Annotated in this window: 22 protein-coding genes, 2 pseudogenes and 1 other annotated feature; of the genes and pseudogenes, 18 read left to right on the top strand and 6 right to left on the bottom strand. The window is 39.6% G+C overall.

The features are described from left to right. The first annotated feature begins 9 nt into the window (after positions 1-9). Both AC3WJG_RS15505 and AC3WJG_RS15500 read left to right on the top strand, forming a co-directional pair. A pseudogene (locus tag AC3WJG_RS15505) lies at positions 10-501 on the top strand (SMI1/KNR4 family protein). Positions 502-1,268: 767 nt separating this feature from the next. Continuing rightward, a complete protein-coding gene (locus tag AC3WJG_RS15500; RefSeq protein ID WP_013083523.1) occupies positions 1,269-2,771 on the top strand; it encodes a malate:quinone oxidoreductase in 1,503 nt (500 codons plus the stop codon). A 114-nt stretch (positions 2,772-2,885) separates the two neighbouring features. Here the strand turns inward: AC3WJG_RS15500 and AC3WJG_RS15495 are convergent, their stop codons facing one another. Both AC3WJG_RS15495 and AC3WJG_RS15490 read right to left on the bottom strand, forming a co-directional pair. Continuing rightward, on the bottom strand, positions 2,886-3,452 hold the full coding sequence (locus AC3WJG_RS15495) for a DUF6434 domain-containing protein (protein ID WP_337134401.1): 567 nt from the start codon (positions 3,450-3,452) through the stop codon (positions 2,886-2,888). Between the two features lie 54 nt (positions 3,453-3,506). Further along, positions 3,507-3,995, bottom strand: a complete 489-nt coding sequence (locus AC3WJG_RS15490) for a DinB family protein (protein ID WP_025751574.1) — start codon at positions 3,993-3,995, stop codon at positions 3,507-3,509. Between the two features lie 149 nt (positions 3,996-4,144). Between AC3WJG_RS15490 and AC3WJG_RS15485 the strand changes: the two genes are divergently transcribed. The 4 genes from AC3WJG_RS15485 to AC3WJG_RS15470 all read left to right on the top strand — a co-directional run bounded on the left by AC3WJG_RS15485 (position 4,145) and on the right by AC3WJG_RS15470 (position 8,514). Continuing rightward, entirely contained in the window at positions 4,145-5,074 is a 930-nt protein-coding gene (locus tag AC3WJG_RS15485) for an ADP-ribosylglycohydrolase family protein (RefSeq protein WP_337134400.1), read from the top strand. Between the two features lie 51 nt (positions 5,075-5,125). Then, positions 5,126-5,632 carry a hypothetical protein gene (locus AC3WJG_RS15480; RefSeq protein WP_216876207.1) on the top strand — a complete coding sequence of 169 codons (507 nt, stop codon included), beginning with the start codon at positions 5,126-5,128 and terminating at the stop codon, positions 5,630-5,632. A gap of 181 nt (positions 5,633-5,813) precedes the next feature. After that, complete coding sequence (locus AC3WJG_RS15475) at positions 5,814-6,722, top strand: phosphotransferase (protein ID WP_221841351.1); 909 nt, start codon at positions 5,814-5,816, stop codon at positions 6,720-6,722. A gap of 79 nt (positions 6,723-6,801) precedes the next feature. Next, a complete protein-coding gene (locus AC3WJG_RS15470; RefSeq protein WP_221841350.1) occupies positions 6,802-8,514 on the top strand; it encodes a TcaA NTF2-like domain-containing protein in 1,713 nt (570 codons plus the stop codon). Between the two features lie 197 nt (positions 8,515-8,711). On the opposite strand, the gene cotR is transcribed toward AC3WJG_RS15470, so the two are convergent. Further along, positions 8,712-9,668, bottom strand: coding sequence for a sporulation hydrolase CotR (gene cotR, locus AC3WJG_RS15465; protein ID WP_221841349.1), 957 nt, complete (start codon positions 9,666-9,668; stop codon positions 8,712-8,714). A 290-nt stretch (positions 9,669-9,958) separates the two neighbouring features. On the opposite strand from cotR, the gene AC3WJG_RS15460 reads away from it, so the two are divergent. From AC3WJG_RS15460 to ileS, 3 genes and pseudogenes are all read left to right on the top strand, one after another. Further along, positions 9,959-10,615: a DUF6037 family protein gene (locus tag AC3WJG_RS15460; protein ID WP_337134384.1), complete on the top strand. Its 657-nt coding sequence runs from the start codon at positions 9,959-9,961 to the stop codon at positions 10,613-10,615. A gap of 130 nt (positions 10,616-10,745) precedes the next feature. After that, positions 10,746-10,889, top strand: a pseudogene (locus AC3WJG_RS15455) (DUF4357 domain-containing protein); the annotation flags it as partial. Positions 10,890-10,978: 89 nt separating this feature from the next. Then, positions 10,979-11,220, top strand: a binding site (T-box leader). A gap of 52 nt (positions 11,221-11,272) precedes the next feature. Next, positions 11,273-14,371, top strand: coding sequence for an isoleucine--tRNA ligase (gene ileS, locus AC3WJG_RS15450; protein WP_337134383.1), 3,099 nt, complete (start codon positions 11,273-11,275; stop codon positions 14,369-14,371). A 42-nt stretch (positions 14,372-14,413) separates the two neighbouring features. Here the strand turns inward: ileS and AC3WJG_RS15445 are convergent, their stop codons facing one another. Next, positions 14,414-14,917: an immunoglobulin-like domain-containing protein gene (locus tag AC3WJG_RS15445; RefSeq protein ID WP_028408217.1), complete on the bottom strand. Its 504-nt coding sequence runs from the start codon at positions 14,915-14,917 to the stop codon at positions 14,414-14,416. 107 nt (positions 14,918-15,024) lie between these two features. Here AC3WJG_RS15445 and AC3WJG_RS15440 point away from each other — a divergent pair, with 107 nt between their 5' ends. From AC3WJG_RS15440 to AC3WJG_RS15430, 3 genes are all read left to right on the top strand, one after another. Beyond that, positions 15,025-15,732, top strand: coding sequence for a Type 1 glutamine amidotransferase-like domain-containing protein (locus AC3WJG_RS15440; protein ID WP_098791872.1), 708 nt, complete (start codon positions 15,025-15,027; stop codon positions 15,730-15,732). A 96-nt stretch (positions 15,733-15,828) separates the two neighbouring features. Continuing rightward, positions 15,829-16,413, top strand: a complete 585-nt coding sequence (locus tag AC3WJG_RS15435; RefSeq protein ID WP_337134381.1) for a hypothetical protein — start codon at positions 15,829-15,831, stop codon at positions 16,411-16,413. Positions 16,414-16,468: 55 nt separating this feature from the next. Continuing rightward, positions 16,469-16,705 carry a hypothetical protein gene (locus tag AC3WJG_RS15430; protein ID WP_224357852.1) on the top strand — a complete coding sequence of 79 codons (237 nt, stop codon included), beginning with the start codon at positions 16,469-16,471 and terminating at the stop codon, positions 16,703-16,705. Positions 16,706-16,761: 56 nt separating this feature from the next. Here the strand turns inward: AC3WJG_RS15430 and AC3WJG_RS15425 are convergent, their stop codons facing one another. Beyond that, positions 16,762-17,427: a cupin domain-containing protein gene (locus AC3WJG_RS15425; RefSeq protein ID WP_098249516.1), complete on the bottom strand. Its 666-nt coding sequence runs from the start codon at positions 17,425-17,427 to the stop codon at positions 16,762-16,764. Positions 17,428-17,658: 231 nt separating this feature from the next. On the opposite strand from AC3WJG_RS15425, the gene AC3WJG_RS15420 reads away from it, so the two are divergent. The 4 genes from AC3WJG_RS15420 to AC3WJG_RS15405 all read left to right on the top strand — a co-directional run bounded on the left by AC3WJG_RS15420 (position 17,659) and on the right by AC3WJG_RS15405 (position 22,396). Then, entirely contained in the window at positions 17,659-18,489 is an 831-nt protein-coding gene (locus AC3WJG_RS15420; protein ID WP_221840626.1) for a glycosyl transferase family 2, read from the top strand. A 139-nt stretch (positions 18,490-18,628) separates the two neighbouring features. After that, the gene (locus tag AC3WJG_RS15415; RefSeq protein WP_034651345.1) at positions 18,629-19,513 is read left to right on the top strand and encodes a superoxide dismutase; all 885 of its coding nucleotides are present in this window, start codon (positions 18,629-18,631) and stop codon (positions 19,511-19,513) included. Between the two features lie 558 nt (positions 19,514-20,071). Beyond that, positions 20,072-20,629 (top strand): 3D domain-containing protein, encoded by a 558-nt coding sequence (locus AC3WJG_RS15410; RefSeq protein ID WP_014459735.1) that lies wholly within the window; start codon positions 20,072-20,074, stop codon positions 20,627-20,629. A 279-nt stretch (positions 20,630-20,908) separates the two neighbouring features. Continuing rightward, a complete protein-coding gene (locus AC3WJG_RS15405; protein WP_050690644.1) occupies positions 20,909-22,396 on the top strand; it encodes a DHA2 family efflux MFS transporter permease subunit in 1,488 nt (495 codons plus the stop codon). Between the two features lie 33 nt (positions 22,397-22,429). Here AC3WJG_RS15405 and AC3WJG_RS15400 read toward each other — a convergent pair whose 3' ends face one another. After that, a complete protein-coding gene (locus tag AC3WJG_RS15400; RefSeq protein ID WP_132018902.1) occupies positions 22,430-23,110 on the bottom strand; it encodes a DUF421 domain-containing protein in 681 nt (226 codons plus the stop codon). Positions 23,111-23,268: 158 nt separating this feature from the next. On the opposite strand from AC3WJG_RS15400, the gene AC3WJG_RS15395 reads away from it, so the two are divergent. Then, a complete protein-coding gene (locus tag AC3WJG_RS15395; protein WP_014459738.1) occupies positions 23,269-23,913 on the top strand; it encodes a LytTR family DNA-binding domain-containing protein in 645 nt (214 codons plus the stop codon). Between the two features lie 131 nt (positions 23,914-24,044). Continuing rightward, positions 24,045-25,559: a succinyl-CoA:acetate CoA-transferase ScpC gene (gene scpC, locus AC3WJG_RS15390; protein WP_337134380.1), complete on the top strand. Its 1,515-nt coding sequence runs from the start codon at positions 24,045-24,047 to the stop codon at positions 25,557-25,559. Positions 25,560-25,620: the final 61 nt, after the last annotated feature.

The raw sequence follows: 25,620 nt of genomic DNA, 5'->3' as shown, positions 1-25,620 counted from the left end.
AGGAATTAGATGAGAAAAGATTTAGAGTGGGAATATGCTGATTGAGAAGTATCAGAAAATGAGGTTGAAGAAAGTGGAAGGCAATTAGGATTCCACTTACCTAAAGATTATATTGATTGTGTAAAAATAAATGGAGGTGCTAGCGTATTACCAAAAGAATTTAATGTAGGCAACGTAGAGCATTGTTTTGGTAGTTTATTTAGCTTTAATAAGAAAAGCAGTGAGTACATTGTTAAAAAATATGAACTATATAAACCTATGCTTCCGAAAAAGGTTTTTCCTATTGCGAATGATCCCGCTGGAAATTTAATTTGTTTAGATTATAAAAATAATATAGACAACCCGATTGTGTTATTTTGGGAACACGAAAATGCCCCTGAAAAAGAAGTATTAATGCAAGAGAAAGGTTTAACTGAAGAACAAGTGGAAGAACGTGCAAGGAGCAATGTATTTTACATCGCAGATACGTTTACGGATTTTTTAAGTAAATTACATGATTGAAAAGCTTTTTGTAAGTGCACGTTGATTTGCTAAAGTCTCTAAGGGGTATTTTTGTGGAAATGCTTCATCAAAAAAATGCTCGAGCGTATAACAATATGTCACTCGTCAAAATTTGGAGGGTTTTCTTTTAAATATTCAAATATAGTCTATGTAAAAGTCAACATACATGTTAGGTTTTATAACATAAATTTCTGAATAATCATTTACTTATTCACTTATTTCATGGTATGTTATATGACATAGATATTGTAACTTGCAATATGGGTTGAAAATTAGCCATTGCAATATATACTTATTTTTCTAAAAATGCACCTGGACGAGCCGGTGCTCTATACATATATGAATACATCTACGTATAACTAGTCAAAAAGAATGAAGGCTTTTCTATTTATAGTGCTGATTGTTCTTTGGGCTGAGTATAGTTATAGTAGGTGAAATTTTCAAGGCAGTTATTTTGGTTTTTAAGCTGAATTTTTGGAATAGTTTGTTATTTTATTAATCGATGCTTTGCCACTTAGAAGTAGGTATAAAAGTTTACTAATAAAAGAAAATGCAGACGGAATTTAATAAGTTTTTTGGAATTTGTGGGCGATTTTCTCACTTTTTTATCATTTTTGAATAGTTTATAATCATCAGACAATTATACTGTGATATAGTTATAAGTGAGACAGAAAAAGGTGTGTTCTTAGGTCGCACCTGAATTTTTTTACTACGTAAGCAGGAGCGCCTACATCTTTTTACAAATATAGGGGATGAGGAAGGTTATAATGAGCAACGTACAGAAAAAAACAGACGTTATCTTAATTGGTGCCGGAGTCATGAGCGCAACTTTGGGATCATTACTCAAAGAGTTAGCACCTGAATGGGACATTAAAGTATTTGAAAAACTCGCAGACGCAGGGGAAGAAAGCTCGAACGAATGGAATAATGCAGGGACGGGCCATTCTGCGCTGTGCGAACTAAACTATACATCAGAAAAAGCTGATGGATCTATAGATATAACGAAAGCGATCCGAATTAACGAGCAGTTTCAGCTGTCAAGACAGTTTTGGTCTTATCTTGTAAGCAGCAAGTTGATTCGCAATCCGCAAGACTTTATCATGCCAATTCCGCATATGAGTTTGGTACAAGGGGAAAAAAATGTATCGTTTCTGAAAAAGCGTTTTGAAGCGCTGTCAAACAATCCGTTGTTTCAAGGAATGGAGTATTCCGACAGTCCTGACAAACTAAAAGAATGGATTCCGTTAATCATGAAGGGGCGCACGTCAAATGAACCAATTGCCGCAACTAAAATTGATTCAGGAACAGACGTAAACTTCGGTGCTTTAACACGCATGTTGTTTGACCATCTGAAGAATAAAGGGGTTCACGTTCATTACAAACGAAGTGTAAAAGATATTAAACGTAAAAGTGACGGTATGTGGGAAGTAAAAGTCGCAGATGTAGACAGCGGCAAAGTTGAGTACCACACGGCAAAGTTCATCTTTATCGGAGGTGGAGGCGGAAGCTTGCCTTTGCTTCAAAAAACAGGTATTCCTGAATCCAAGCATATTGGAGGATTCCCGGTAAGCGGATTATTTATGGTATGCAATAACCCTGAAGTCATTGCGCAGCATCACGGAAAAGTATACGGAAAAGCCAAAGTCGGAGCTCCGCCAATGTCAGTTCCACACCTTGATACACGCTATATTGATAACAAAAAGACGCTGTTGTTTGGTCCATTTGCCGGCTTTTCACCGAAATTCTTAAAAACAGGTTCGAACTTGGACTTAATCAGTTCTGTAAAGCCGAATAATATTTTAACCATGCTAGCAGCAGGCGTCAAAGAAATGGCGTTAACAAAATATTTAATTCAGCAAGTGCTGTTATCAAATGAAAAACGTGTCGAAGAACTGCGTGAGTTTATCCCGAACGCGAAAAGCGAAGACTGGGATATTGTTGTAGCGGGTCAACGTGTGCAGGTAATCAAAGACACGGAAGCCGGTGGGAAAGGAACGCTTCAGTTTGGTACAGAAGTTGTAAGTGCCGCTGATGGTTCGGTTGCTGCACTTCTTGGTGCTTCTCCTGGTGCGTCAACGGCCGTTCACGTTATGCTTGAAGTATTAGAAAAATGCTTCCCAGAAAACATGAACAAGTGGGAGCCAAAAATAAAAGAAATGATTCCTTCCTATGGCATGTCGTTAGTTGATCATCCAGACTTCTTTAACGAAATTCATGCGTCTACTTCACAGACGCTTGGTTTAATTAAAAAAGAGTCCGTTTATAGCTAAAGATTTTACGCCGCAACAAACAGCACATGTGTATGTGAAGAAATCTACAGGCGTGCACAAACACCACCTTTTCTTGAGGTGGTGTTTTAATGGTCTTTATATGTAGAGTTTGAGTTAAGAGCGGTATTGATTGCTTCCAGGCTGAAGTTTCAAATGCTTCCACGCTGCAATTGCATCATCGCGGCTTTTTCCATTGTTTTTCGGATCCTTAAAAAAATCGCGAATAAACCGGTTGTACTCAAACTGAGGCGCAATTTCTTTTTGATAAGAAGGCTGCTTTTTTCGTTTTTCTTCCTCATGCCACGCTTTTACCACATCTCGATAGGTTTTCCCTACATTTTCTTTAAAGTAGTTTTGAATATACGTGGAAAAATGAAACGTAGGATGAATGGCTTCTTTAAAAAAAGCCCGTACTCCTTGACTGCAGCGGTGATTTTCTCCAATGACGGTATCTAATGTTAGCGGAGCTTTCGTTTTAGAGGACGAACGTCTTTTAGAAGGTGATTTTGATTGTTGAGTGTCACCGGTTGTTAAAAACACTTCAATTCTTTTTGAAAGTTCCATTTTAGATCCAGACGGGCTCATGTTGTTTTCACGGCAAAATTGCTGCAGCTCGGTTTTGAGCCAGTAAAAGTCCGTAAAGTCATTGATAGATAAATTTTTTGTAAGTTCGGGTCTCATTGTTTTCACCTCCATATATTTGCAAAATAATTATAGAACGTTTGTTCTTGTTGGTCAATTGTTTTTAGAGAAGTACGAAGCAATGTCTTTTATGTTTCTTCCTACATAGTGAGAAGAAATAGGCTGTTTATTCATCTCTCTTGCCCAAATAGAAAGCTGGCCGATGTGATGGATTTCATGAATGATGATGTGATGCAAAATGTCAGCTTCCGTGTAAGAAGTAGAATCCCAAGGGACTGTTACGTACCTTTTGTTGGAAAAATTCAAATGACTTAGAAAGTCGGCAATTTCGGGTCTATGTGCAGAAGAAAGCGCTTGAAGCTTTTCAAGCGTATCGTGTTCTTCAAAAGAAAGAACGATATCTGGTTTACCTTGGATGGCGCGTATCCAGCTGTCTTCCACATCAATAATATGAAACAGAGTTTGTAAAATGCTGCCCGTTCCTCCAGTCCGCTTCTTCAACAGTTCTTCTCTAGAAAGTTGATAACACCAGCTAAACCATTCATCTCTCACTTGCCAATTATATTCAAAAAAATGAATCATCTACCACACCTCACATGTTTTTTTACCTCTTACTAAATTAGATTAAGGCTTGTAAATTCCTTTGTAAAAAGAAGAAAAAACGTCTAGGCAAGAGATCTCTTGCAAATTCCAAAATCAAACAATTACAATAATAGAAAGGAGTTGATCACATGACGCTACATAATAAAGTCCTTTCTACAATTCTAGGAGGAGCTGTGGGAGACGCTTTAGGCGTTCCAGCTGAGTTTAAAAAACGCGATTCATTTCGAATTACGGCTATGACCGGCTACGGTACATACAACCAGCCTGAAGGAACATGGTCAGATGATACATCTTTAACGATGTGCTTGATTGATAATTTAATAGACAAACAAGATGAGTATGATTTAATGCGAAAATTTGAGAGCTATTGGGTGGATGGCTACTGGACGCCGTATGGGGAAATGTTTGATATTGGCATTGCAACAAGCGAAGCGATTCGCCGCTATAAAAGCGGACTTCCTAAAGAAGAGTGGGGAGGAAGCGCTGAATACGATAACGGAAACGGAGCGCTTATGCGTATTGCTCCGCTTGCGTTTACACTATGTGATGAAACTAGCTTTACAAAAAGAAAAGAAGAAATAGAAAGAATTGCGCACGTCACGCACCGCCACTTGCGCTCTACGCTTGGCTGTATTATATATGTGGAGCTGCTTATTCGTCTCCTTCACGGCGACGAGCCCTTTGAAGCATATGAAAACGCGGTAAACCTCTGCCAAAAGCATTTAACAGGTACGGAGTATGAAGCAGAGTTTTCTGCGTACGAACGAGTGTTAAACCTAAGCTTGCCGCACGCAGCGAGAAATGCAATCGGGTCAACCGGATATGTCGTCAGCTCGCTAGAAGCATCGCTTTGGTCTTTTCTTCAAAGTGACGACTACGAAGAAGCTGTACTTACTGCTGTGAATTTAGGAGAAGACACGGACACAATAGGCTTTATTACAGGTACTATGGCAGGAGCATATTATCAGCTGGATGGCATTCCTGAAGAGTGGGTTTGTCAGCTTGCTAAAAAAGAAGAGTTAGAGAAAGCGTGTAAGAAGTTTGCGGATATATGTTAATGGATCATAAAAATCACTCAAAAGTTCGGAGGAGATAAAGTGAAATTTTCTATGGATTTTGGCGATACCAATTTTATCGGAGTGGCAAACGCAAAAGAGTACCAATCATTTGTCGATGAGGATTGGGAGCTAGACCAGCTTCTGAATCACTTCGGCAGTGAAATGAAAAAGAGAAATATTCTAGTATGTCAAATGACAGAAGAAGGAATTGAACACTCTTGGAACGTAGAAGTGAAGATTGGAACAGAGTCGGATATAGATACATACTTTAGGAAAGCAACAGGTTATATAAATGTAACCAATCATCAGCTTTATCTCGTAGATTATGACTGCCTTACGATGGCCGCCCAATTTGAAGATCAGTTAGTGCCTGATGCGAACTGTTCTAAGTATAGAATTGATATTAAAAACGGTATGTACAAGCTCGAGCTTATTCAATTTTATAATGTTGATCAAGATGAGTATACAGGAAATGACCAAACGGATCTTTTATTGAACTTTATTAAGATGGAGCATGTTGAAGAAACGGTCGATGAGGTATTTTGGTGTACGTATTAAGTAGTAAACGTACCGTAGGCTACTAACTTAGAGGCGTAGTGTGCCGTTCTAAGGCATCCTATCTTATTTATATATTCAGTGAAACCCTCTGGCTTTGCGTCAGAGGGTTTTTATGGTCAAAATCATTTATAATATACTTTTACATAACATACAAACTTCACGTTAAAGAAAGGTGATCACAGTGCCAAATGCATGGGATGCAGAACAAATCGTATCAGCACCGCTTGCCAAAACGTTAATCGAGACGCAGTTTCCAGAACTTGCGCCCGCTGCGATTTCACTGCTTGGCTACGGCTTTGACAATACGGTTTATCAAGTAAACGACCGCTTTGTGTTTCGGTTTCCTAGACGAGAACTGGCAGTAGGACTATTAAAAACAGAAAATCAGCTTTTACCAAGTCTTGCTTCTCAATTGCCTCTATCGATTGCAGAGCCCATTTTTTTAGGTAAGCCGAATGGAGGCTATCCTTGGCCTTTTACGGGCTATCACTACGTGCAAGGAACTCCGCCTGCAAGATTAACAGAAGAAGAGCGCATACAATCTGCTTCTGTACTAGCAAGATTTCTTCGCGCGGTGCATTACTATCCTCATTTAAAAGCGCAAGAGCTCGGCGTGCCGTTTGATGAGCTGAATCGACTTGATATGATGAAGCGAAAGCCGGCGTTAGAAAAGTATGTCAAGCAAATGAAGGAGCGTAATCTTTATTCAAAACAAGAGATTCTTGAAGACTATGTAAATGGCATACAAGAAATTCACTATCAAGAAAAACATGTACTGGTTCACGGAGATCTTCATATTAAAAACATGATTGTTGATCAAACCAATATGGTTTCAGGCATCATTGACTGGGGAGATGTTCATATTGGTCACCCGGCAGTTGACCTAGCGATTGCCTACAGCTTTTTACCTCCTAAAGGAAGAGCATGTTTTTTTAAAGAATACGGAAAAGTAGACGAAGAAACGTACAGACTGGCAAAATGGAAAGCTGTATTTACAGCCGTAGTACTTGTGGCGCGCAGCTACGATCAAGGAGACAAACAAACGTTAGAAGCGGCTCTAGAAAGCTTAAACCTCATTTTTCAAGAGTAATAAAACTGTAATAAAATTTTTGTTAAATTCCTGTATAGTTAAAAAAGGATAAAAATAAAAACAACAGGTGAAGCAAACGATGAATACAAGCCATTGGAATGAATCAGCAGCGCAGCTGCTAGAAGCATGGATACAGCTATACCAAGAAAAGGAATTTCTTATTGGAGAAACGGAATCTTTAAACATGCTAAAAGAAGAAGTAGATGGGATGGATAAAGAAAAATTTCTCTCCATAGTAGAACGTCATCTGCAGAAAGTGTATGACGAACTGGAAAAAGAACGTACAGAGTACAACATAAATAACATTGAATATATGATGTTAACGTTTCTTTCAAACGATTATCCAGAGTACATAAAAAAGCGTCAAAGCAATATGAGACAGATTGAACAGTTAACAAGCATACATAGGAATGTGACAGAGGTTTTCGGAAAAGAACTTTTTTCTGAAGCGGATATGGTAGCGTTTAGAAACGACTTTTTTCAACTAACAGAAAAACACGCTAACACGTCATCGTTAAAAGAAATGAAGGAAAACTGGAATACGTATTTGTCAGCTTTCGTTGACTTTCAAAAAAAGCATGAACATGTAAAACAAGCGATAACCACAGTACTCGAAGAAGACAAGAGCTTAAAGCAAGAATGGCATCAGCTAAGCAAAAATAAAGTAGTGACCAAACAAAAAGCGACCGCCTTTCGCACAAAGCAGCATGAGCTAAATGAAAGTATTCGAAAAGCCACGACTGCACAAAAACAGTTACTGGAACTTCACTGGCCTGATGTTCGCAGTCAGTTTGATGCGCTACAAGAAAAAATGAGTAAGAGTCTTTCTACCGTGCTGAAAGAAACGCAACGCAGTATGGAAGTCATTAGCCAAAACGATGCAAATGAACACGCCAAGTTAAAGCAATCACTTAACGACCTAAATGCAGTCCACAAAGTTGACGTTCATCAAACGTGGTTAGCGGCTTTTATTAAAAAATCACGACCATTTTTTAACGAACTGAGTGAAGATATAAAGGATAATCGGTGTCGAGAACTGTGGAACCGAATTTACGGCATGTACAAAGGAATAGCAGTAAACGAGTTTATTGTTACATACGAAGAATTTTTAGCACTTCAGCCGCTTGGCAGTGTAAAAAGCACGGGAATACCACAGCCAATAGTTCGGTTAAAGGTAGATATAAAACCTGTTACGCTGCCATCCTACGCAGACTTTCCCGTGCTCAAAAAGCAGCAATCATCACGGCGCACTTTTCCTATTTTAGTAGTAGGCGCTATCGTCCTTGTCTTATTACCGACGATTGTACATATGAATCGTGACAATCAAACGGCAGAATCAGACGCAGACGTACAAGCTACGGCCAGCACCAAGCCGTTAAAAAATGAAGAACCTAAGCCAGCTGACGTAAGCAAAACAGAGCTTGAAAACTTTTTTATCTCCTATAAAGCTGCTTACTTTTCAAGCTTGAACAGCGGAGACTTTAGTGGGATGGCACCTTATATCGATTCGGGTCAGCCAGTTTATAAACAGCTAAAAAGCTATATCACATCACTTGCCGGAAAAAACGTATCGTTTGCTAACGATCAGTTTCTCGTGACAAAAACAGAATCACATGACGACGGAACCTACAGCATTTATACAAACGAAGTGTACACGTTCACTGATTCATATGACGCGAGCACGCAGTTCAAAAAAGAACGAATTTACCATGTGAAAACTGCTGGCAAAGACAAACTTCAAATTACTAAAATTGATACATTAACAGATGAGCAGAAGCCGGTGGAAGAGTGAACGGTTTCTGAGAGGTTATGAATAACCGCTAGTTCCTTTTGGGGACTAGCGGTTGTTGTGGTTGGGCGGAGAGAAGAGGTTTAGTTGAATTGCTTGAGCTTAGGATGACCGCTACGCTGCCAGCGTGGATATCTTATTATATAAACTTTTAAATCTTTCCATATAGAAGCAAGAAATTAATCTAAAGTACGATCATATTAATTCCAGTTTTTCTCGATAAAATGAAATGCCGGTCGTAAATTTGTTTTATTAGCAATTGAAATAAGAGCGGGCACCACTGAAGGATCCGTTTTAGAGAAATTAGGAATCCTCGGGTTTAACCGGAAAAACTGTTCGCCCAAAAGCTCAGAGCTAACCATTGATTCATAATAGCTCGATCCACCAGAGATAATCTGAAGAAACGGCAGCAACGGTTCATTAGGAGACCGTTCTAAAAGTACTCCCCAATTCGGAGGTAGGTCCTCCATATCTTCAGGGCGTATGTTATCGGCACTCACCATTCCCCATCCCTTTGTATCTCTTCTTAATTGAGTTGGCTGTTCACCTGTTCCAATGGATAATACGGCAATTTGATCCAACGGCTGTTTTGCTTTCCCTACTGCAAACGCGATACTAGCTGTACTTGCGTTAGTTGCCACTGTATAACCATCTACGTAGTTTTGATAAGCTCTTTGCGTTGCGGGGGCAGCGCTGCTCCTAAGTATTACGTCACTTGCTTTTTCATTAAGATAGGGAGAGCCAGGAAAATTATGAAATAACACAGGATTCCAACGATTCAGCTCCGGTGAAAATAAGTGGAATGCAGGCACAACAATTCGTTTCTTTAAGTCTCTAAGGCGAAGGTCCCGGGGGAAAAATGTTCGTATGGCTTTAATAAAGCCAGAATAGGGTAGTTGCTGGTTAAAGACAGGTCCGCCCGGTCGGGAAACGCTGAACGCCGGTAAGATGTGATCTTTGAAAAACTGAAACGTCTCTTCTGGTGATCTTCCGCTTGCTAATGCAAGAGCAGTAAATGAACCAATCGAATTTCCTGAAAAAACATCGGTTTCACTAATTAACTTTGGGTTTTGATAAGCCAATCTATTCAAAAGCTGTAAACTTAAAGCACCTAAAGTACCGCCTCCATCAAAGGTCATAATCCGATATTTTGTCAAAGGTGATTTCTCCTTTCGAATCTCATGAGAGGTATTATTCTGTATATGTTTATTTGATGTGTTGGATAAGTATGAGTAATCGCTTTTATCAGTTCTTCAGGAAGCTTATAGGATACGAGTTTAGTATTAGGAGAGGCTTATGTCTTTTAGTTTTGTCTTAACTTTTTACTTATCTTAAAATAAGTTTAGACTTCATGAAATTCCATTTTTTTGATATACTCTGTAAAAATATTTTTTATAATTATAAAAAATATTTTTCGGAAATTAAGAAAAGGGATAGGAGGAATATTTTGAATAAACAAAAGGCACCTTTAGAAAATTTGAAAATTATAAGAGATGAATTAAAAAAACGAAATTGGGCTGTAGACGTTTTTCTATTTCAGTACAAAAAGCAAGAATATATTGTTCTAGTGAAAGTTTATTCAGAACGCGAAAAGAAAGACAGTAAGTATGCAATTGTAAAGCTTGAGTTTATTAAAAAGAGGGGGAGGAACGAAAATTTTTGTACCTATGCAGATTTGTATAAGATACATATCTCTGATATGAAATCATTTAGAAAATTTTTTGGGATTGAATATAAAGAAAACTTGGGAGATGTTATTCAACAATTTACACAGCAGTTCTCCACTTTTATTCCAAGCCAATTAATAGTTGATAAAGAGATAGATTTAAAGAGTTCTATAACAGAGTACTTGAATAAAACGGACACGGATTCTTCTAAGGGCATTTATTGTATTGGTGTAAAGAGAAATGGAACCAAAAAAGATGGTACATCAGGACAACGGAGTCCTGAGAATAATCAAAAAGCAGCAATATTCAGACCAGAATTATTTGAGAAACTAAAGGATGATACTACAATAAGTTTTTGTTTTTCTGAGGATCCTTCAAGACAAAAAACAGATGAGGATATTCTTTTGCGCTGGAAAGAAAAGAAAAATAATTCATAAATAAAAATTTTTACTTTTTATATTAGCTTTCCCTTAGTTATAAAAGGTGTCTTATAATTTATATTGTAAACGTCGCGATGTTTATGAAAGTAATGTATTAGAAAGCAAAGATGTGTGATATGTACTTGTACAAGACCATGTTTTCTGTGCCGTCTCAGCCGCAGCCATATTTATTACACAGCGAAGAAGCAGCGGAACTTCTGAATGGAAAGATAAGAACGGGATAACGGCGCGTAATAAACTCGAACAAATGTTAAGTGTAGAAACAAAATAACCTAGATCTAAACCTTTTGATCTCAATAAGGATTTCAAAACATTGACATTCCCTTCCAAACCGCATACAATAACTACTAATAAAAGCACACAAATTCGTTGAAGAGAATCAGTACGCTGCAAGTTTGTTCCACAGAGAGCTGGTGATAGCTGAAAGCCGGTGTTCAAGCTGCAGGGGAATATCCTCTCTGAGAAGTCAAACTGAACGATAAGTAAGTTTGAACGGTAGTCTACCGTTAAAAAGAACGCGTATGATTGTACGTTGCTGAGTGCTATTGATGAACGGATCAATAGAAGCCAGGGTGGTACCGCGGTTAAAACCCGTCCCTAGTCATAGGGACGGGTTTCTTTGTGTGCTTTTAACTTTAAAAGGAGTGGTATCACATGAAAGAAGTGAATGTAAGGGAGTCTTCGCAAGAGCGCGAACAGCGTATCCAGCAGCAGTGGCAAAAAGGAAATGTGTTTCAGCAGTCGGTTCAAAATCGAGAAGGGCATCCTTCGTTTGTATTTTATGAAGGGCCTCCAACAGCCAACGGTTTGCCTCACGTGGGGCACGCGCTAGGCCGGACGATTAAAGACGTGGTGGCTCGTTATAAAACGATGACGGGGCATCAAGTGATCCGAAAAGCAGGCTGGGATACGCACGGACTGCCGGTAGAGCTCGGTGTCGAAAAGCAGCTCGGGATATCGGGGAAGCATGACATTGAAAAATACGGCGTAGAAGCTTTTATCAACAAGTGTAAGGAAAGTGTGTTTGTGTATGAAAAGCAGTGGCGCACGTTCACGGAGCAGCTTGGCTATTGGGTTGATATGGAAGACCCTTACATCACCTTGGAGAATTCATACATTGAAAGTGTATGGAACGTGCTTGGCACGATTCATGATAAAGGACTTCTTTATAAAGGCCACCGCGTATCACCTTACTGCCCGAGCTGTCAAACATCATTAAGTTCGCATGAAGTAGCGCAAGGGTATAAAGATGTAAAAGATTTAACGGTAACGGTGAAATTTAAAGTGAAAAACCGCGATAATGAGTATTTTTTAGGCTGGACGACAACGCCTTGGACGCTTCCGTCAAACGTGGCGCTTGCGGTGCATGAAGAGATGAACTACGTTCGAGCCCAGCAAGGCGACAGCGTGTATATAGTGGCAGAAGCACTCGCAGACAAAGTGTTAAAAGGAGAGTATACGGTTTTATCTCAACATAAAGGAAATGAGTTAAAAGGGATGTCGTATGAGCCGCCGTTTAATTTTGTGAAAGTGGAAAAAGGGCACGAAGTCGTAACGGCTGATTACGTAACGGATCAAAGCGGAACAGGAGTTGTTCATTTAGCACCTGCATACGGCGAAGATGATTACAGAGTCGTAAAAGAAAACGGCTTTTCATTTGTGAACGTGGTGGATGAAAAAGGGCAGTATACGGCTGAAGTGCCGCCGTTTAAAGGACGTTTTGTAAAAGACTGCGAAGTTGATATCGTGCGCTACTTAGCAAATCAAGACGTGCTGTATCATAAAGAAAAGCATGAGCACAGCTATCCGTTTTGCTGGCGATGCGACTCGCCGCTTCTTTATTACGCAAATGAAAGCTGGTTTATCCAAACGACGGCGTTAAAGGAACAGTTTTTGAAAAACAATGAAAGCGTGACGTGGTACCCGGATCATATCAAGCACGGTCGCTTTGGCAACTTTTTAGAAAATATGGTGGATTGGAACATCAGCAGAAAACGCTACTGGGGAACGCCGCTGAACGTATGGGAATGCGGGAAATGTCAGCATCAAGTAGCTCCGAAAAGCATCAAAGAGCTGCAAAATCATGCGTCTCATTCCGTTGGTGACAGCATTGAACTTCATAAGCCGTATGTAGATGACGTGCAGCTAACGTGTCCGGTCTGCAGCGGAGAAATGAAGCGAACGCCGGAAGTGATTGACGTTTGGTTTGACAGCGGCTCGATGCCGTTTGCGCAGTATCACTATCCGTTTGAAAACAGCGAGCTGTTTCAAAAACAGTTTCCAGCAGACGTAATCGCAGAAGGAATTGATCAAACGCGCGGCTGGTTTTACAGCTTGATGGCAGTTTCAACGCTGTTTACAGGAAAAGCACCGTATAAGCGTGTTCTGTCTCTTGGCCACGTCTTAGATGAAAACGGTCAAAAGATGTCTAAAAGTAAAGGGAATGCGCTAGACCCTGTTGATCTTATTCATACATTTGGTGCCGATGCGCTTAGATGGGCGCTTTTAGCAGACAGTGCACCTTGGAATCCGAAGAAATTTTCAGAGCGGGTCGTGCAAGAAGCGAAATCAAAAGTTATTGATACGCTAGTGAACGTGTACGGCTTTTACGTTCTGTACGCCAAGCTTGACGGCTATGACCCGAAGCAAACGTATGAATTGAAAAAAACAAAATTGGATGAGTGGATTCTTTCGCGTTTGCACAGCACGGTCAAGCGCGTAACAGTACATCTTGAAGATTACGGGTTTACAAGCGCGGCTCGTGAAATCGCGGTATTTATTGAAGAGCTAAGCAACTGGTATGTGCGACGTTCCCGCGATCGTTTTTGGTCAGAAGGAATGGACGGAGAAAAAGCAGCGGCTTACGATACGCTTCATAAAGTACTAGTGACGTTAAGTCAGCTATTAGCACCGTTTACGCCGTTTGTTGCGGATGATATTCATGAAAATCTAACAGGGAAAAGCGTTCATTTAGCAGACTATCCTGCATGTGATCAAACGAAAGTGAACGAAAAGCTGGAAAAAGAAATGGAAGCGGTGCTTCAAGTAGTGGAACTAGGCCGAAGCATCCGAAATACGCATTCGTTAAAAGTAAAGCAGCCTTTGCAAAGTCTTTCGCTTGTGGTAACGGAAGAAGATGTAGAGTGGAAAGCATATCGTGATGTCATCAAAGATGAGCTTAATGTAAAGAACTTTAACGTTGAGCAAGACGACGACAAACTTGTTTCCTATGTATTAAAACTCGATTTTAAACAGGCGGGACCAAAGTTTGGAAAACGAGTAAATGAGGTCAACCAAGCGCTGAAAAACCTTTCAGAAGAGGAAGGGAAAAAGTTTGTTGAACAAGGCAAGCTAAGTGTTACGCTTGCTTCAGGAGAAAACCTAACGCTTGAAACGGCAGACGTACTTGTTGAAAAAGTGCCAAAAGAAGGTTTTGCAGTTGCATCAAACGGCACGTACACTGCGGTGTTGGATACGGCGTTAACCGAAGAACTCGAGCAGGAAGGAGTCGCTCGTGAAGTAATTCGAGCGGTTCAAGATTACCGCAAAAAGCTGGATTTACCCGTGAATTTACGTATTGATTTGGAGCTTAGCGGAGACGAAGAAGTGCAGAAAGCCGTCGAGAAGTTCGAAACGCTGCTTCAAGAAAATCTTTTGCTGCACAGTCTCAGTGTGAAAGAAGCTATCAAAAACGGAGAGACGGTAAAAGTCGGAACAAAGCAAATTACGCTTCGTATTTTAAATCAGAGCTGATAAAAAGCACTTACCTCATAGCGGGTAAGTGCTTTTTTACCTTTAATCAAACTGCCCGAGAACGTTCTTAAGACTCGGCCAGACAATTTCAAAAGGAGCCGCTAACACATACTCTTTTCCGTTTTCATCTTTAAAGTGCTGCACAAAACGATATTTTCCTACTTTGTAGTTAGGAGTTGCGATATCTAATTTGAGTGATTTTCCTGGCTTCAGCGTGACAGTTTTATCAGGAAACTCTAATCCGTTTAGCACAACTTCGTACCACTTTCCGTCTTTTAAGTGATCCGCCGTATTTTTATAAGGAATCGTTAAGGTATGCGTCGAATTGTTTTGAATAACAAAAAAGCCAAACTGCGTTTTATCGTATTTTTTACTGACAGCAGATAGTATAATAGTTCCCCCGTTAGTGTTAATGGAAGATGGGATGTTTTTTTCTTGTTTGGCTCCTAAATCCATTTTTTGACCGTTATAATCGATATAGCCAAAGATACAAAATAAGATAATAAAAATGCCCAGTATTAATAAAAGTGTTCGTACTATTTTCAAAAGCTTTGCACCACCTTTTTTTCACTATTCCATTATACGGAAAACTTCTTGTTTGAAATAGTATGAATTTACATTTTCTATATCACTTTTTTGAAGGGAGAATTGAAATGAGACAAATTATAGCCATGGGCGGCGGAGGCTTTTCAATGGAGCCGGATAACTTGCTGCTGGATCAATACATACTTTCACAAGCTCATACAGATGTGCCGAAAATCTGCTTTATCCCTACAGCAAGCGGAGATGCGGATAACTATATAGAAAGGTTTTATGAAGCGTTTGAGAAGTTGGTATGCACACCGTCTCATTTATCGCTGTTTTCTCAAAATTTTATAAATTTAAAAGCATATGTGCTGCAGCATGATATTTTGTATGTAGGCGGCGGTAATACAAGGAATATGCTTTCTTTATGGAAAGAATGGGGACTGGATACGATTTTACAAGCGGCTTATGAAAAAGGAGTGATCTTAGCAGGAATAAGCGCAGGTTCACTTTGCTGGTTTGAAGAAGGCGTCACTGATTCAATGAACAACAAACTGTCTAAACTAGATTGTTTAGGGTTTTTAACGGGAAGCAACTGTCCTCACTATGACGGAGAAAGCAATCGAAGACCTTCGTATCACGAGTTAATTGCAAGCGGAGAAATGAAAGAAGGCTATGCTGTAGATGATGGAGTCGCGCTGCATTTTAAAGACGAAAAGCTGTCTGCATCACTTAGCTCAAGACCAACAGCAAAAGCGTATGTTGTTAATCGGAAGGAGGAAGACGTAATTGAACGTGAGCTTCCGGTGACCTATTTGGGTGATCGCAAGCAATAAATGGCCGCTTCTCATGTTTCTCTGTATAAATCTCTGTATAAAATGGAGCTTATTTGTACATACATAAGCAGAGATTCTATCTAGGAGGGTACTTCAGTGAGTTATAAACAATACTGGGGAAGCATACATGAACAAAGCGATAAGCTGCAGAAGTTACTATCGTCGTATTGGCATCAGTATTCGGATTTTGGAAACTGGCAGTTTTGGGTGGTGCTTGCTTCGCTCGTTCTTCCTCTTGTGTTGTTGTATTTTACCGTAGACCGGACGCGGATCTTTGAGGTGTTTTTCTTCGGTTACACAGTGCACATGCTTTGGGCATATATTGATATTGCACTTGGAAGAACCGGTTATTTAACGCACACATTTTTCTTAACACCACAGCTTCCAAACGCAACAAATATTACTGCTTCTATTTTGCCGGTAGGCTTTCTGCTCCTTTATCAATATTGTACGAATCACCAAAAGAATTTTTATCTGTATACAATTCTGCTGAGCGCTGTTTTTTCATTTGGACTGGCGCCTCTTGAACACCATTTTAAATTTATTGATTCAGGAAAAGGAATGAGCTTGTTCTATATTTTTCTGATTGATATAGGGATAACGCTAGTGGCGTACTGGGTTACAAGGCTGCTTGTAAAAGCAAAAGCCGCAGCCTATCGTAAAGTGGAAAAAGAACGTTGAAAAAATGTTTGAGGGTTATTAGTTAAGGGTATACATATATTTAAGATAAATTGAGGTGAAAAAATTGTATTACTACCGCATTTCAGAAGGACAAGATGAAACGTACTCTGAGACAATTGTTGTTCATGAAGAACAGTTTGATCAAGGTACATTTGAAAAAATGGTGAAAGAAGCGATGGTCGATAAGCCTGGCAAAATTGATCAAGTGGACATTGTGAAATATTTAATTGGACATTATCATTTCCAAGTTGCATATATTGAAGCAGCCTTTCATAGTACATATACAGATTAATAACGTTATGTATTCATTAAGAAACCCCGTTGCACTGGCAGCGGGGTTTTTTGCCTCTACCAGTATCGATAGTGATAAGGGTTTTGAGGTTGATAATAAGAATTCTGAGGCGGAGGATACGTATAAGGAGGAGTCTGGTGGTGAACGGGGCTTCCTTGTTTTTTCTTTTTATAGTGTTCTTTTTCTCCGCATTCGTCTGTTGGTCCAATTACGATGGTTTGATTTTTTAACGGAGCCAGCGTTTTCTTTAGCTGCTCTGGATCTAAGCAGTACGTGTGAGCAAGGACTTCAATAGGCGTCTTATTTAAAATGTCCGATCCAAAAATGTATTCCGGGTAAGGGGCGTCAAAAATGGCAAGTAAATGCGTATTGTCTTCAGACGCAATCTCCCAGTGCCACCAGCCTTGAGGGATATTGGCTACTTGACCGGGAGTAATTGGAATATTTGTGACTTCGTTGTTAAACGGATTGATTAATGAAACGACGGCTGAGCCTGAAATGCAGTAAACAAGCTCAGCGGCATTTTGATGATAGTGCGGTTCGACCACGCGGCTTTTGCTTAAGTAAATATCAAGTAATGATACGTTTCCAAGAGTATTTAGCACATCTCTTCCTAGCCGGTTAATATAGTTTTCATCATTGCGCGTATTAAGTCTGTTTTTGTTCAAATCGGAAAAGTATTGTACGTTTGGATTATTGTAATCCATATAGGGCGTTGACAACGGTCTCCAGCTCCGATCCTTGAATTTTTTATGATGCTGTATCGTATGTGAAGAGTTTTATTTCGTGACAGAAGCCTAGGAGGATAGGTAGGTAAGGCCTATTTTTGATAAGGTGTACAAACATTTGTCCACTGATTTTCATACACTGTAACAGGTTCTTTTTTTACAGAGCCATGATCAATGTCAGACGCATAAGACAGATCATTTTAAGGAAAGTGAGTTGCAGAGCTGTTGCTTGATCAATATGAAAAGATAAATAGTACGTATGAAAAGCTGGATGAACTTCAGCTGCCGTTTGATAAGCCCCTTTTAGTAGGAGTCGAGTGGAACGGAGTGCTGTTTGAGTTTTTAGTAAGGCTGAAAAAAGAGTCTTCTCATTTGCTTGTGTTTGGTTCAGGAGGAGGCGCAAGTCAAGAAATGCCGGCAGGTCCTCCATATTTTCAGCGCCATTCGTGGATGAATGAATTCCAAGATTCAATTATTTATTATAACGATCCTACGCTTTATTTAGGAAAGGTGTCGCTTGCGTGGGGGCAAGGGACAAGCGACCGTTTTTATTTAAAAGATATTGCGTTTTTAATTGAAAAGTTCATGAAAAAAGTGCAGGTGAATTCGTCTAATGTGCTATTTTACGGATCTTCGGGCGGCGGCTTTATGTCAATGTTTTTAGCGGGATACGTAAAAGGAGCAAAAGCGCTTGTCAACAATCCGCAGACGTGCTTGACCAAGTGGCTGAAAACGCCGGTTCGGCAAGTGTTTAATTTATCTTATCCGAACCTAACAGAAGATGAAGTGATAGCCTCATACGGTGAGCGAATTAACGTAGTGAAGTTTTTTCGCCATATTAACTATGTGCCAAAAGTGTATTACTTGCAAAACGGGGCGTTTGAATACGATATGGACAATCACTTGCTGCCGTTTTTAACGGATTTGCAGGATATGCCAGACGACTGTGAAATTAATAATATAAAAGTGGAGCTCTATTACAACCCAAAGCTGAAGCATGCAGCTGTTAGTAAGCAAGAAACGATTGATTATGTAAATATGGCGAAGAAGATATAAGAAAAAAGGCAAGAGTTTATCCTTTAAGGAGCTCTTGCTTTTTTATGTCGAATTTTCTACCTCAATAGATACAAGTAGGAAGTTATGTTGCTTTTTCTTTTGAATATGATAGTGAAGATGAGGTGTAAGGAGGGAAAGTATGGCCGATCAAGATGAGAGAAAAAGATACTTGATGGAAGTTCAGACCTGGCTTGAACAAGTATGTGATCCTGTATTTGAAGAAGCCATTACAGAAGTAGATATAACGTCATATATAACGCGCACGCAAGAAGACGTTCTTGAATATTTAAGCGAAGAAGATGTCAACGAATATACGTTAGAGGAAATCAATAATGCAGTGCGGCATATTGATAAAGTTTTAAAAGAGCGGCTTGGAGACGACGGCAGGGAGCGAGAATCGATAGCGCCAGGACAGCATGAGCTGCCGCCGCTTGGCTATAGCTATTCAGCTCTTGAACCGTATATTAACCGAGAGATCATGCGTCTTCATCACAGCAAGCATCATCAAAGCTATGTAGATGGATTAAATAAAGCAGAGCTCATGCTGCAGCAAGCCCGTAACACAAACAATTTTGACCTCATAAAACATTGGGAACGGGAAGCTTCTTTTCATGGCTCAGGTCATTATTTGCATACAATCTTTTGGGAAATTATGAGCCCAGAAGGAGGAGGGAGGCCGAGACGACAGCTGCTGCAGCAGCTTCAAAAAGACTTTGGCAGCTATGAGAAATTTATGATGCACTTTTCTCAAGCTGCAAAAAAAGTGGAAGGTGTGGGCTGGGCTATCTTAGTATGGTCGCCTCGTTCGCGAAAGCTTGAAGTCTTACAGGCTGAGCGCCATCAGCTTCTCACGCAGTGGGATACGATTCCGCTGCTCGTATTAGACGTATGGGAACACGCCTATTATTTGCAGTACAAAAATGAACGTGATCCGTACGTTGATAATTGGTGGAAAATAGTTTACTGGCCCAATGTAGAAAAAAGGTTCGAGGCAGCTAAAATGCTTCAGTGGCAGCCATATTAACAAGGAATGCAGGCATTTTAATTTCAAATAAAAAGGCTATGATAAAAGTATTTTAGTTGAAGAAAGATCCGAACGATGAATTGAGATTCTTGATGGAGAATCCAACACGTTCGGATTTTTTATTGTTATGACGATCATGTATGTGTGCGCTTCTAGCTGTTGATTGGAGAGCAAAACGAAGACTCCCGCGGAAAGGGAAGTCTTGCACGGAAATCAACAGCGGTGTAAAAAGTGATGTATATTAAGCTCCTTTAACGCATTTATTAATTTTAAATAAACTATGTTCTAAATAATCAATATAAAACAAAGGATAAGCCTCTAGAACCAGTTAAATGTTACAAATGAAATAATCTATTATAAATGTGTATAAAAGCACCGTCATATACCTAAATATGTATGTTTTTGAAGAGTAAAGGTGATTAATTTACTAGTTTAAAAGGAAGAATCTTTATTTTTATTGTAACTAAACTATCAAACTATTGACATGCTACTGAAATATAACTGTAATATTCATGTGTTATTTTTTATGTATTGGTAGATAAAGGGGAAATCAATTACATGAAAAAGACAATGATTACGTTCAGTTTAGTTCTAATGTCACTGTTCGGAGTGGCAAGTGGTGCATCAGCTGCAACAAATACATATACAGTAAAAAGCGGAGATTCGCTATACAAAATTGCAAAGACATATAAAGTATCGGTTAGTCAGCTGAAACAGTGGAATAACTTAAAGTCAGACAGCATTCATCCGAAACAAGTATTAAAAGTATCTCAAGTAAAATCAAGCACGCCTGCTAAAGCAGCGCCTGCGAAGTCTTCAAACGTTGTGAAAGAATTTAAAGTAACAGCAACAGCGTACACAGCGAACTGCAAAGGCTGCAGCGGAAAAACAGCGATTGGAATTGACTTGAAAAAGAATCCAAATCAAAAAGTGATTTCTGTTGATCCAAAAGTGATTAAACTTGGTTCAAAAGTATACGTAGAAGGTTACGGCACGGCAATCGCAGCTGATACGGGCGGTGCGATTAAAGGAAATAAAATTGACGTTCTTCTTCCTTCTCAAAAAGAAGCGTTAAAATGGGGAAGAAAAACAGTAAAAGTTCAAATCTTAAAATAAGTATTTCTTAAGGGAATGAGAGCCTTCGTTGAAGGGCTCTCATTTTTTTCTTCATTAAAGGGCATGCTACTTTATATATACTGATGGAAAAGTTTTACGAAAATGATCATATTTGTTGACAAATATTTCGGAAACGGATATATTTATCCGGTATATAATTAAGTTCATTAAATATTCGTGACATAAATTAATAGAATGAACACATAAAATATATTCTTAACCTGTTTGTCATCTGAAGATTTACATACAGATAATTTTAAAGGGAAAGGTCTTGTTAAAATGAATACACAAACACAACAGTCCGATCAAGCCCGAACTCGGTCTATTTTTGGCGTAATGATAATGGGAGCGCTCGTCGCTTTTTTAAATCAAACGCTGATTAACATTGCGCTTCCGCAAATGATGGATCATTTCCATGTAACAGCGGCTACGGGCAACTGGTTAACAACCATCTTTATGTTAGTAAACGGAATTGTTATTCCAATTACAGCATTTTTAATGAATCGATTTACGACAAGGCAGCTGTATATTACAGCAATGGGGCTGTTTACAGTAGGAACACTGCTTTGCGGTATTGCACCGACATTTTCCGTTATTTTAGTGGGACGCGTCGTGCAAGCAGCAGGAGCAGGGATTTTATTTCCGTTAATTACGAACGTTATCTTTACATTATTCCCGCCTGACCGACGCGGTTTTGCGATGGGGATTTTTGGTGTAGCGATGAACTTCGCACCGGCAGTAGGGCCGACGCTTTCTGGCTTAATAGTTGAGCACTACTCATGGCGCGTTTTATTCTTTATGATGTTTCCAATTGCACTTATCAACGTAATTGCGGCAATTATTTTAGTGAAAAACGTGACGGAAACAAGCCGACCAAAGCTAGACGTGCTTGGCGTTATTTTATCAACAGTTGGATTTGGCGGCTTGCTGTATGCGTTCGCTACGGGCGGTACAAAGGGCTGGACCAGCACTGAAGTATTAGCTATGTTCATTGTAGGCGGTATTTCAATTCTGTTCTTTATTTTCCGTCAGTTAAAAATCGATCAGCCGCTTCTTGAATTCCGTATTTTCCGTTACCGTATGTTCACATTAACAACAATCATTAACGTGATTGTGACAATGGCAATGTTTTCAGGTATGATTTTAATGCCGATTTATATGCAAAACGTACGGGGCTTCTCACCGTTTCTTTCAGGCTTGCTGTTACTGCCAGGAGGAATTGTAATGGGGATTATGTCTCCGATTACAGGACGGCTGTTTGATAAGTTCGGCGCAAGATGGCTTGCTGTTATTGGTTTAGCGATTACCGTTGTGACAACATATGAATTAACAAAACTTGAAACGACAACAACATTTATGTATGTGATGATTGTTTATACTGTTCGTATGTTTGGTATGTCGCTGCTCATGATGCCAATCTTTACAGCAGGATTAAATGAGCTTGCGCTTAGCTTAAATAAATACGGCACGGCGATGGTTAATACGCTTCGAATGGTTGCTGGAGCTGTAGGAATGGCGTTCTTTGTATCTATTATGATGAATCAAGGTGAAAAACACGTGAAAAACATCGTCACGAATCAGCAAATTTTGCCAACAGATAAAGGCAGTATGGCTGAAGCTGTGAATCAAGGTACAGCAATGGGTATTAACGATGCGTTTATGATTGCAACGATTTTAAGTGTGATCGCGTTTGTTTTAGCCTTCTTTATTCGTAAAACATCACCAAAAGAAGATACCATTACAAATCGTGTAAAAAAAGCAAGCTAAAAAAAAATCCGTGCCTTTTGGTACGGATTTTTTTTATGAGTTAACTTTGTCTTTTTTATAGTCAATATAAAGCGATCCGTCGGACTGAACCTCAGCGTAAAAGACGTCATCAATTGAGTTGACTCCCGCTTTTTCTAGCTGTTTATGCAGCCAGTTGTTATCTACGTGCAGGTCCTTCAAAGCATCTTCATTCGCTTTTCCGTCGTAAATAACGCCTGTTGAAGTGGGAAATAAAAGCGTTTTTGACCACGAGTTCGGCTTTTTATCTTGTTTTTGCATAACGGAAAGGTTTCCGTTGATTTCTAATATGGCGTATTCGACATCTTTTATGGAAAATATGTTTTGCTGCCTCAGCATGCCTAAAAGAGATTCAATATCTAGCCGGACTTGTTTTAACGCCTTTTCCATCACTTTCCCTTGCTTAATCACAATTTTGGGCTCACCGGTAATAAGATGCCGCGCTTTTTTCGATTTCATTCCAAGATAGCCCATAGCGATCGTTAAAAATGTCCATCCTAGCAGAGAATACACTCCTTTATCAATCTCTACTCGCTTATCAGTGGAGAGGGAAGAAGCGATATTACCAATCGTAATCGCCGTAATGAATGTAAATACATTTAACTGGCTGATTTCTGTTTTTCCCATGAGCCGCGTTAAAAGAAGCAGCACAAAAAATGAACAGGCGATTCGAAACGTTGATTCAGCATAGCCCATACATTTCACCCTTCCTTCATTTCATTGTTTTATGTTGTGAAAAAATAGAAATTTTATGCAGTTAAAAGGATAAATTCCATGCTTGTCTCCCAATCGCTTTTGCTTTTGCGCTACAATAAAGAAGCAACGTGTTTAACTAGACAAAAGAAGGTGAAAAGATGAAACCATTTAAAGCATCCGCATTATTAGATGTCATCAGTGAATTGTTCTCCGATGAAGCGTCGATTGCCGTTTCAGATCTAGAAACGTACGTGTATTACCGAGCAAGCAAACGAATTAACTTAAAAATCAGCCCTGGAGATCAAATAAAAAAAGGAACGATTACATATAAAGCATTAGAACGAAAGCAAAAAGTGTCGGAATTTATTCACCGAGACGTATTCGGCACACCTTACTACGGCATGGCCGTGCCCTTTTTAGATGAAGGAGATGTTCAAGGATGCGTAACGGCGATTTTTCCCGCGTTAACGAGCGGAAAGTCAGTTGTGACGTTAAAGGTGAACGAGGGATGGATACCGGTTCCTTTCTCAAAAATCATCTACGTAGAAGCGCGTGACCGAAAAACCTATGTGTACGCCCAGAAGTATACAGGTACGCATAAATACACGTTAAATGAATTTGATTATGTGCTTCCAAAAGAAGAGTTTGTGCGCTGTCATCGTTCCTTTATCGTCAATGTGACGCAAATTCAAGAAATTTACCCTGATACACATTCAACCTTTCTGTTAGTGATGAATAACGGAGAAAAAATTCCGGTCAGTCAGTCGTACGCCAGTTATTTTCGAAAGCTGCTTGGGTTTTAACCGTCATTTTGCTTAATTATCATCAAATATGCTGTTTTGTCGCTATTTTTGTCCATTTCATTCCAAAAACTCTTGTGGACGCTCCCTTTACAGTAAAATGGTAAAAAGAGAAAAAACAAGGAGTGAAGAGAATGAAAAACGCTTGTAATCGAATTAAGCATGAAGCACTACAGAATCGTGTTGTCTCTGCTGAAGAAGCAGCGTCTTGGATTCAAGATGGAATGACGCTTGGTTTAAGCGGCTTTACGCGTGCGGGAGATGTTAAGGCTGTGCCGTTTGCGCTAGCGAAACGAGCAGAAACAGAATCGATAAAAGTCAGCGTGTATACCGGCGCTTCACTTGGGTCAGATGTGGATAAGCTATTTGCAGAAAAAGGTATGTTAAACAAACGCCTGCCGTTTCAAGCTGATCCGACGATGCGTAAAAAGATTAATGAAGGTGAATTTCAGTTTATCGACCAGCATTTATCGCATACTTCTGAATGGGTGCGTTCAGGCGTGTTAGATTCAATAGATTTCGCTATTTTGGAAGCGGTTTCTATTACGGATGACGGAATGATGATTCCAACAACGTCAATCGGCAATTCGATGGTGTTTGCCGAGCATGCAAAATCGATTATTATTGAAATTAACACAGCACAGCCAGAGCTGTTAGAAGGCATTCACGATCTGTATGATCCAGGCGTTCAAGGACAGCGAGGTGTGATTCCTTTAAAAAAATCTGATGACCGGATTGGTTCGTTAGGCATACCAATTGATTTAGATAAAGTAAAGGGTATTGTGTTTACAAATCAGCTAGATTCACCGTCTACGATTGTAGCACCTGACGAAGAAACGGTTGTGATGGCTCAAAATTTGATTTCATTTTTACGTGAAGAAATTAAAGAAGGGCGATTAACCGAATCGCTTGCTCCTTTACAATCTGGAATTGGATCTGTGGCAAATGCCGTTTTCCACGGTTTCTTAGATTCAGAGTTTCATGATTTAGAAGTGTATTCAGAAGTATTGCAAGACGCCGTGTTTGATTTATTTGACGCAGGAAAAGTTACGTTTGCTTCCTGCTGCTCAATTACGCTTTCAGCGGATAAAATGAAACAAGTTTTCTCTAATTTTGAAGCCTATCGAGATAAGCTCATTCTTCGCCCGCAGGAAATTTCAAACCATCCAGAAATCATTCGTCGCTTAGGACTGATTTCTATTAACACTGCCCTAGAGCTAGACATTTACGGAAACGTCAATTCCACGCATGTGATGGGAACAAAAATGATGAACGGAATCGGAGGCTCAGGAGATTTTGCCCGAAATGCGCGTCTCGGTATTTTTGTAACAAAATCTATTGCCAAAAACGGCGATATTTCAAGTATAGTGCCGTTTGTTTCACACGTTGATCATACGGAACACGATGTGGATGTGATTGTAACAGAGCAAGGATACGCAGACCTGCGCGGACTCGCTCCAAGAGAACGAGCAAAACGAATCATTGAAAATTGTGCACATCCAATGTACCGCGACCAGCTTATGGCGTATTACGAAGAAGCGCTCACGCGAGGCGGACAAACACCGCACGTTCTTGAAAAAGCCTTTTCTTTTCATATGTCTTATCAAAAAAATGGAACGATGCGAGAAGTTGTAGAGCAAACAAAGTAAAAGAACGCTTTATCTCCTTAGGAGACAAAGCGTTTTTCCCTTGAGTCAGAAACTTGTGTTT

It is taken from the genome of Priestia sp. FW507-14D1A, assembly GCF_058781295.1.
This window is presented reverse-complemented; position numbering and strand designations above follow the sequence as displayed.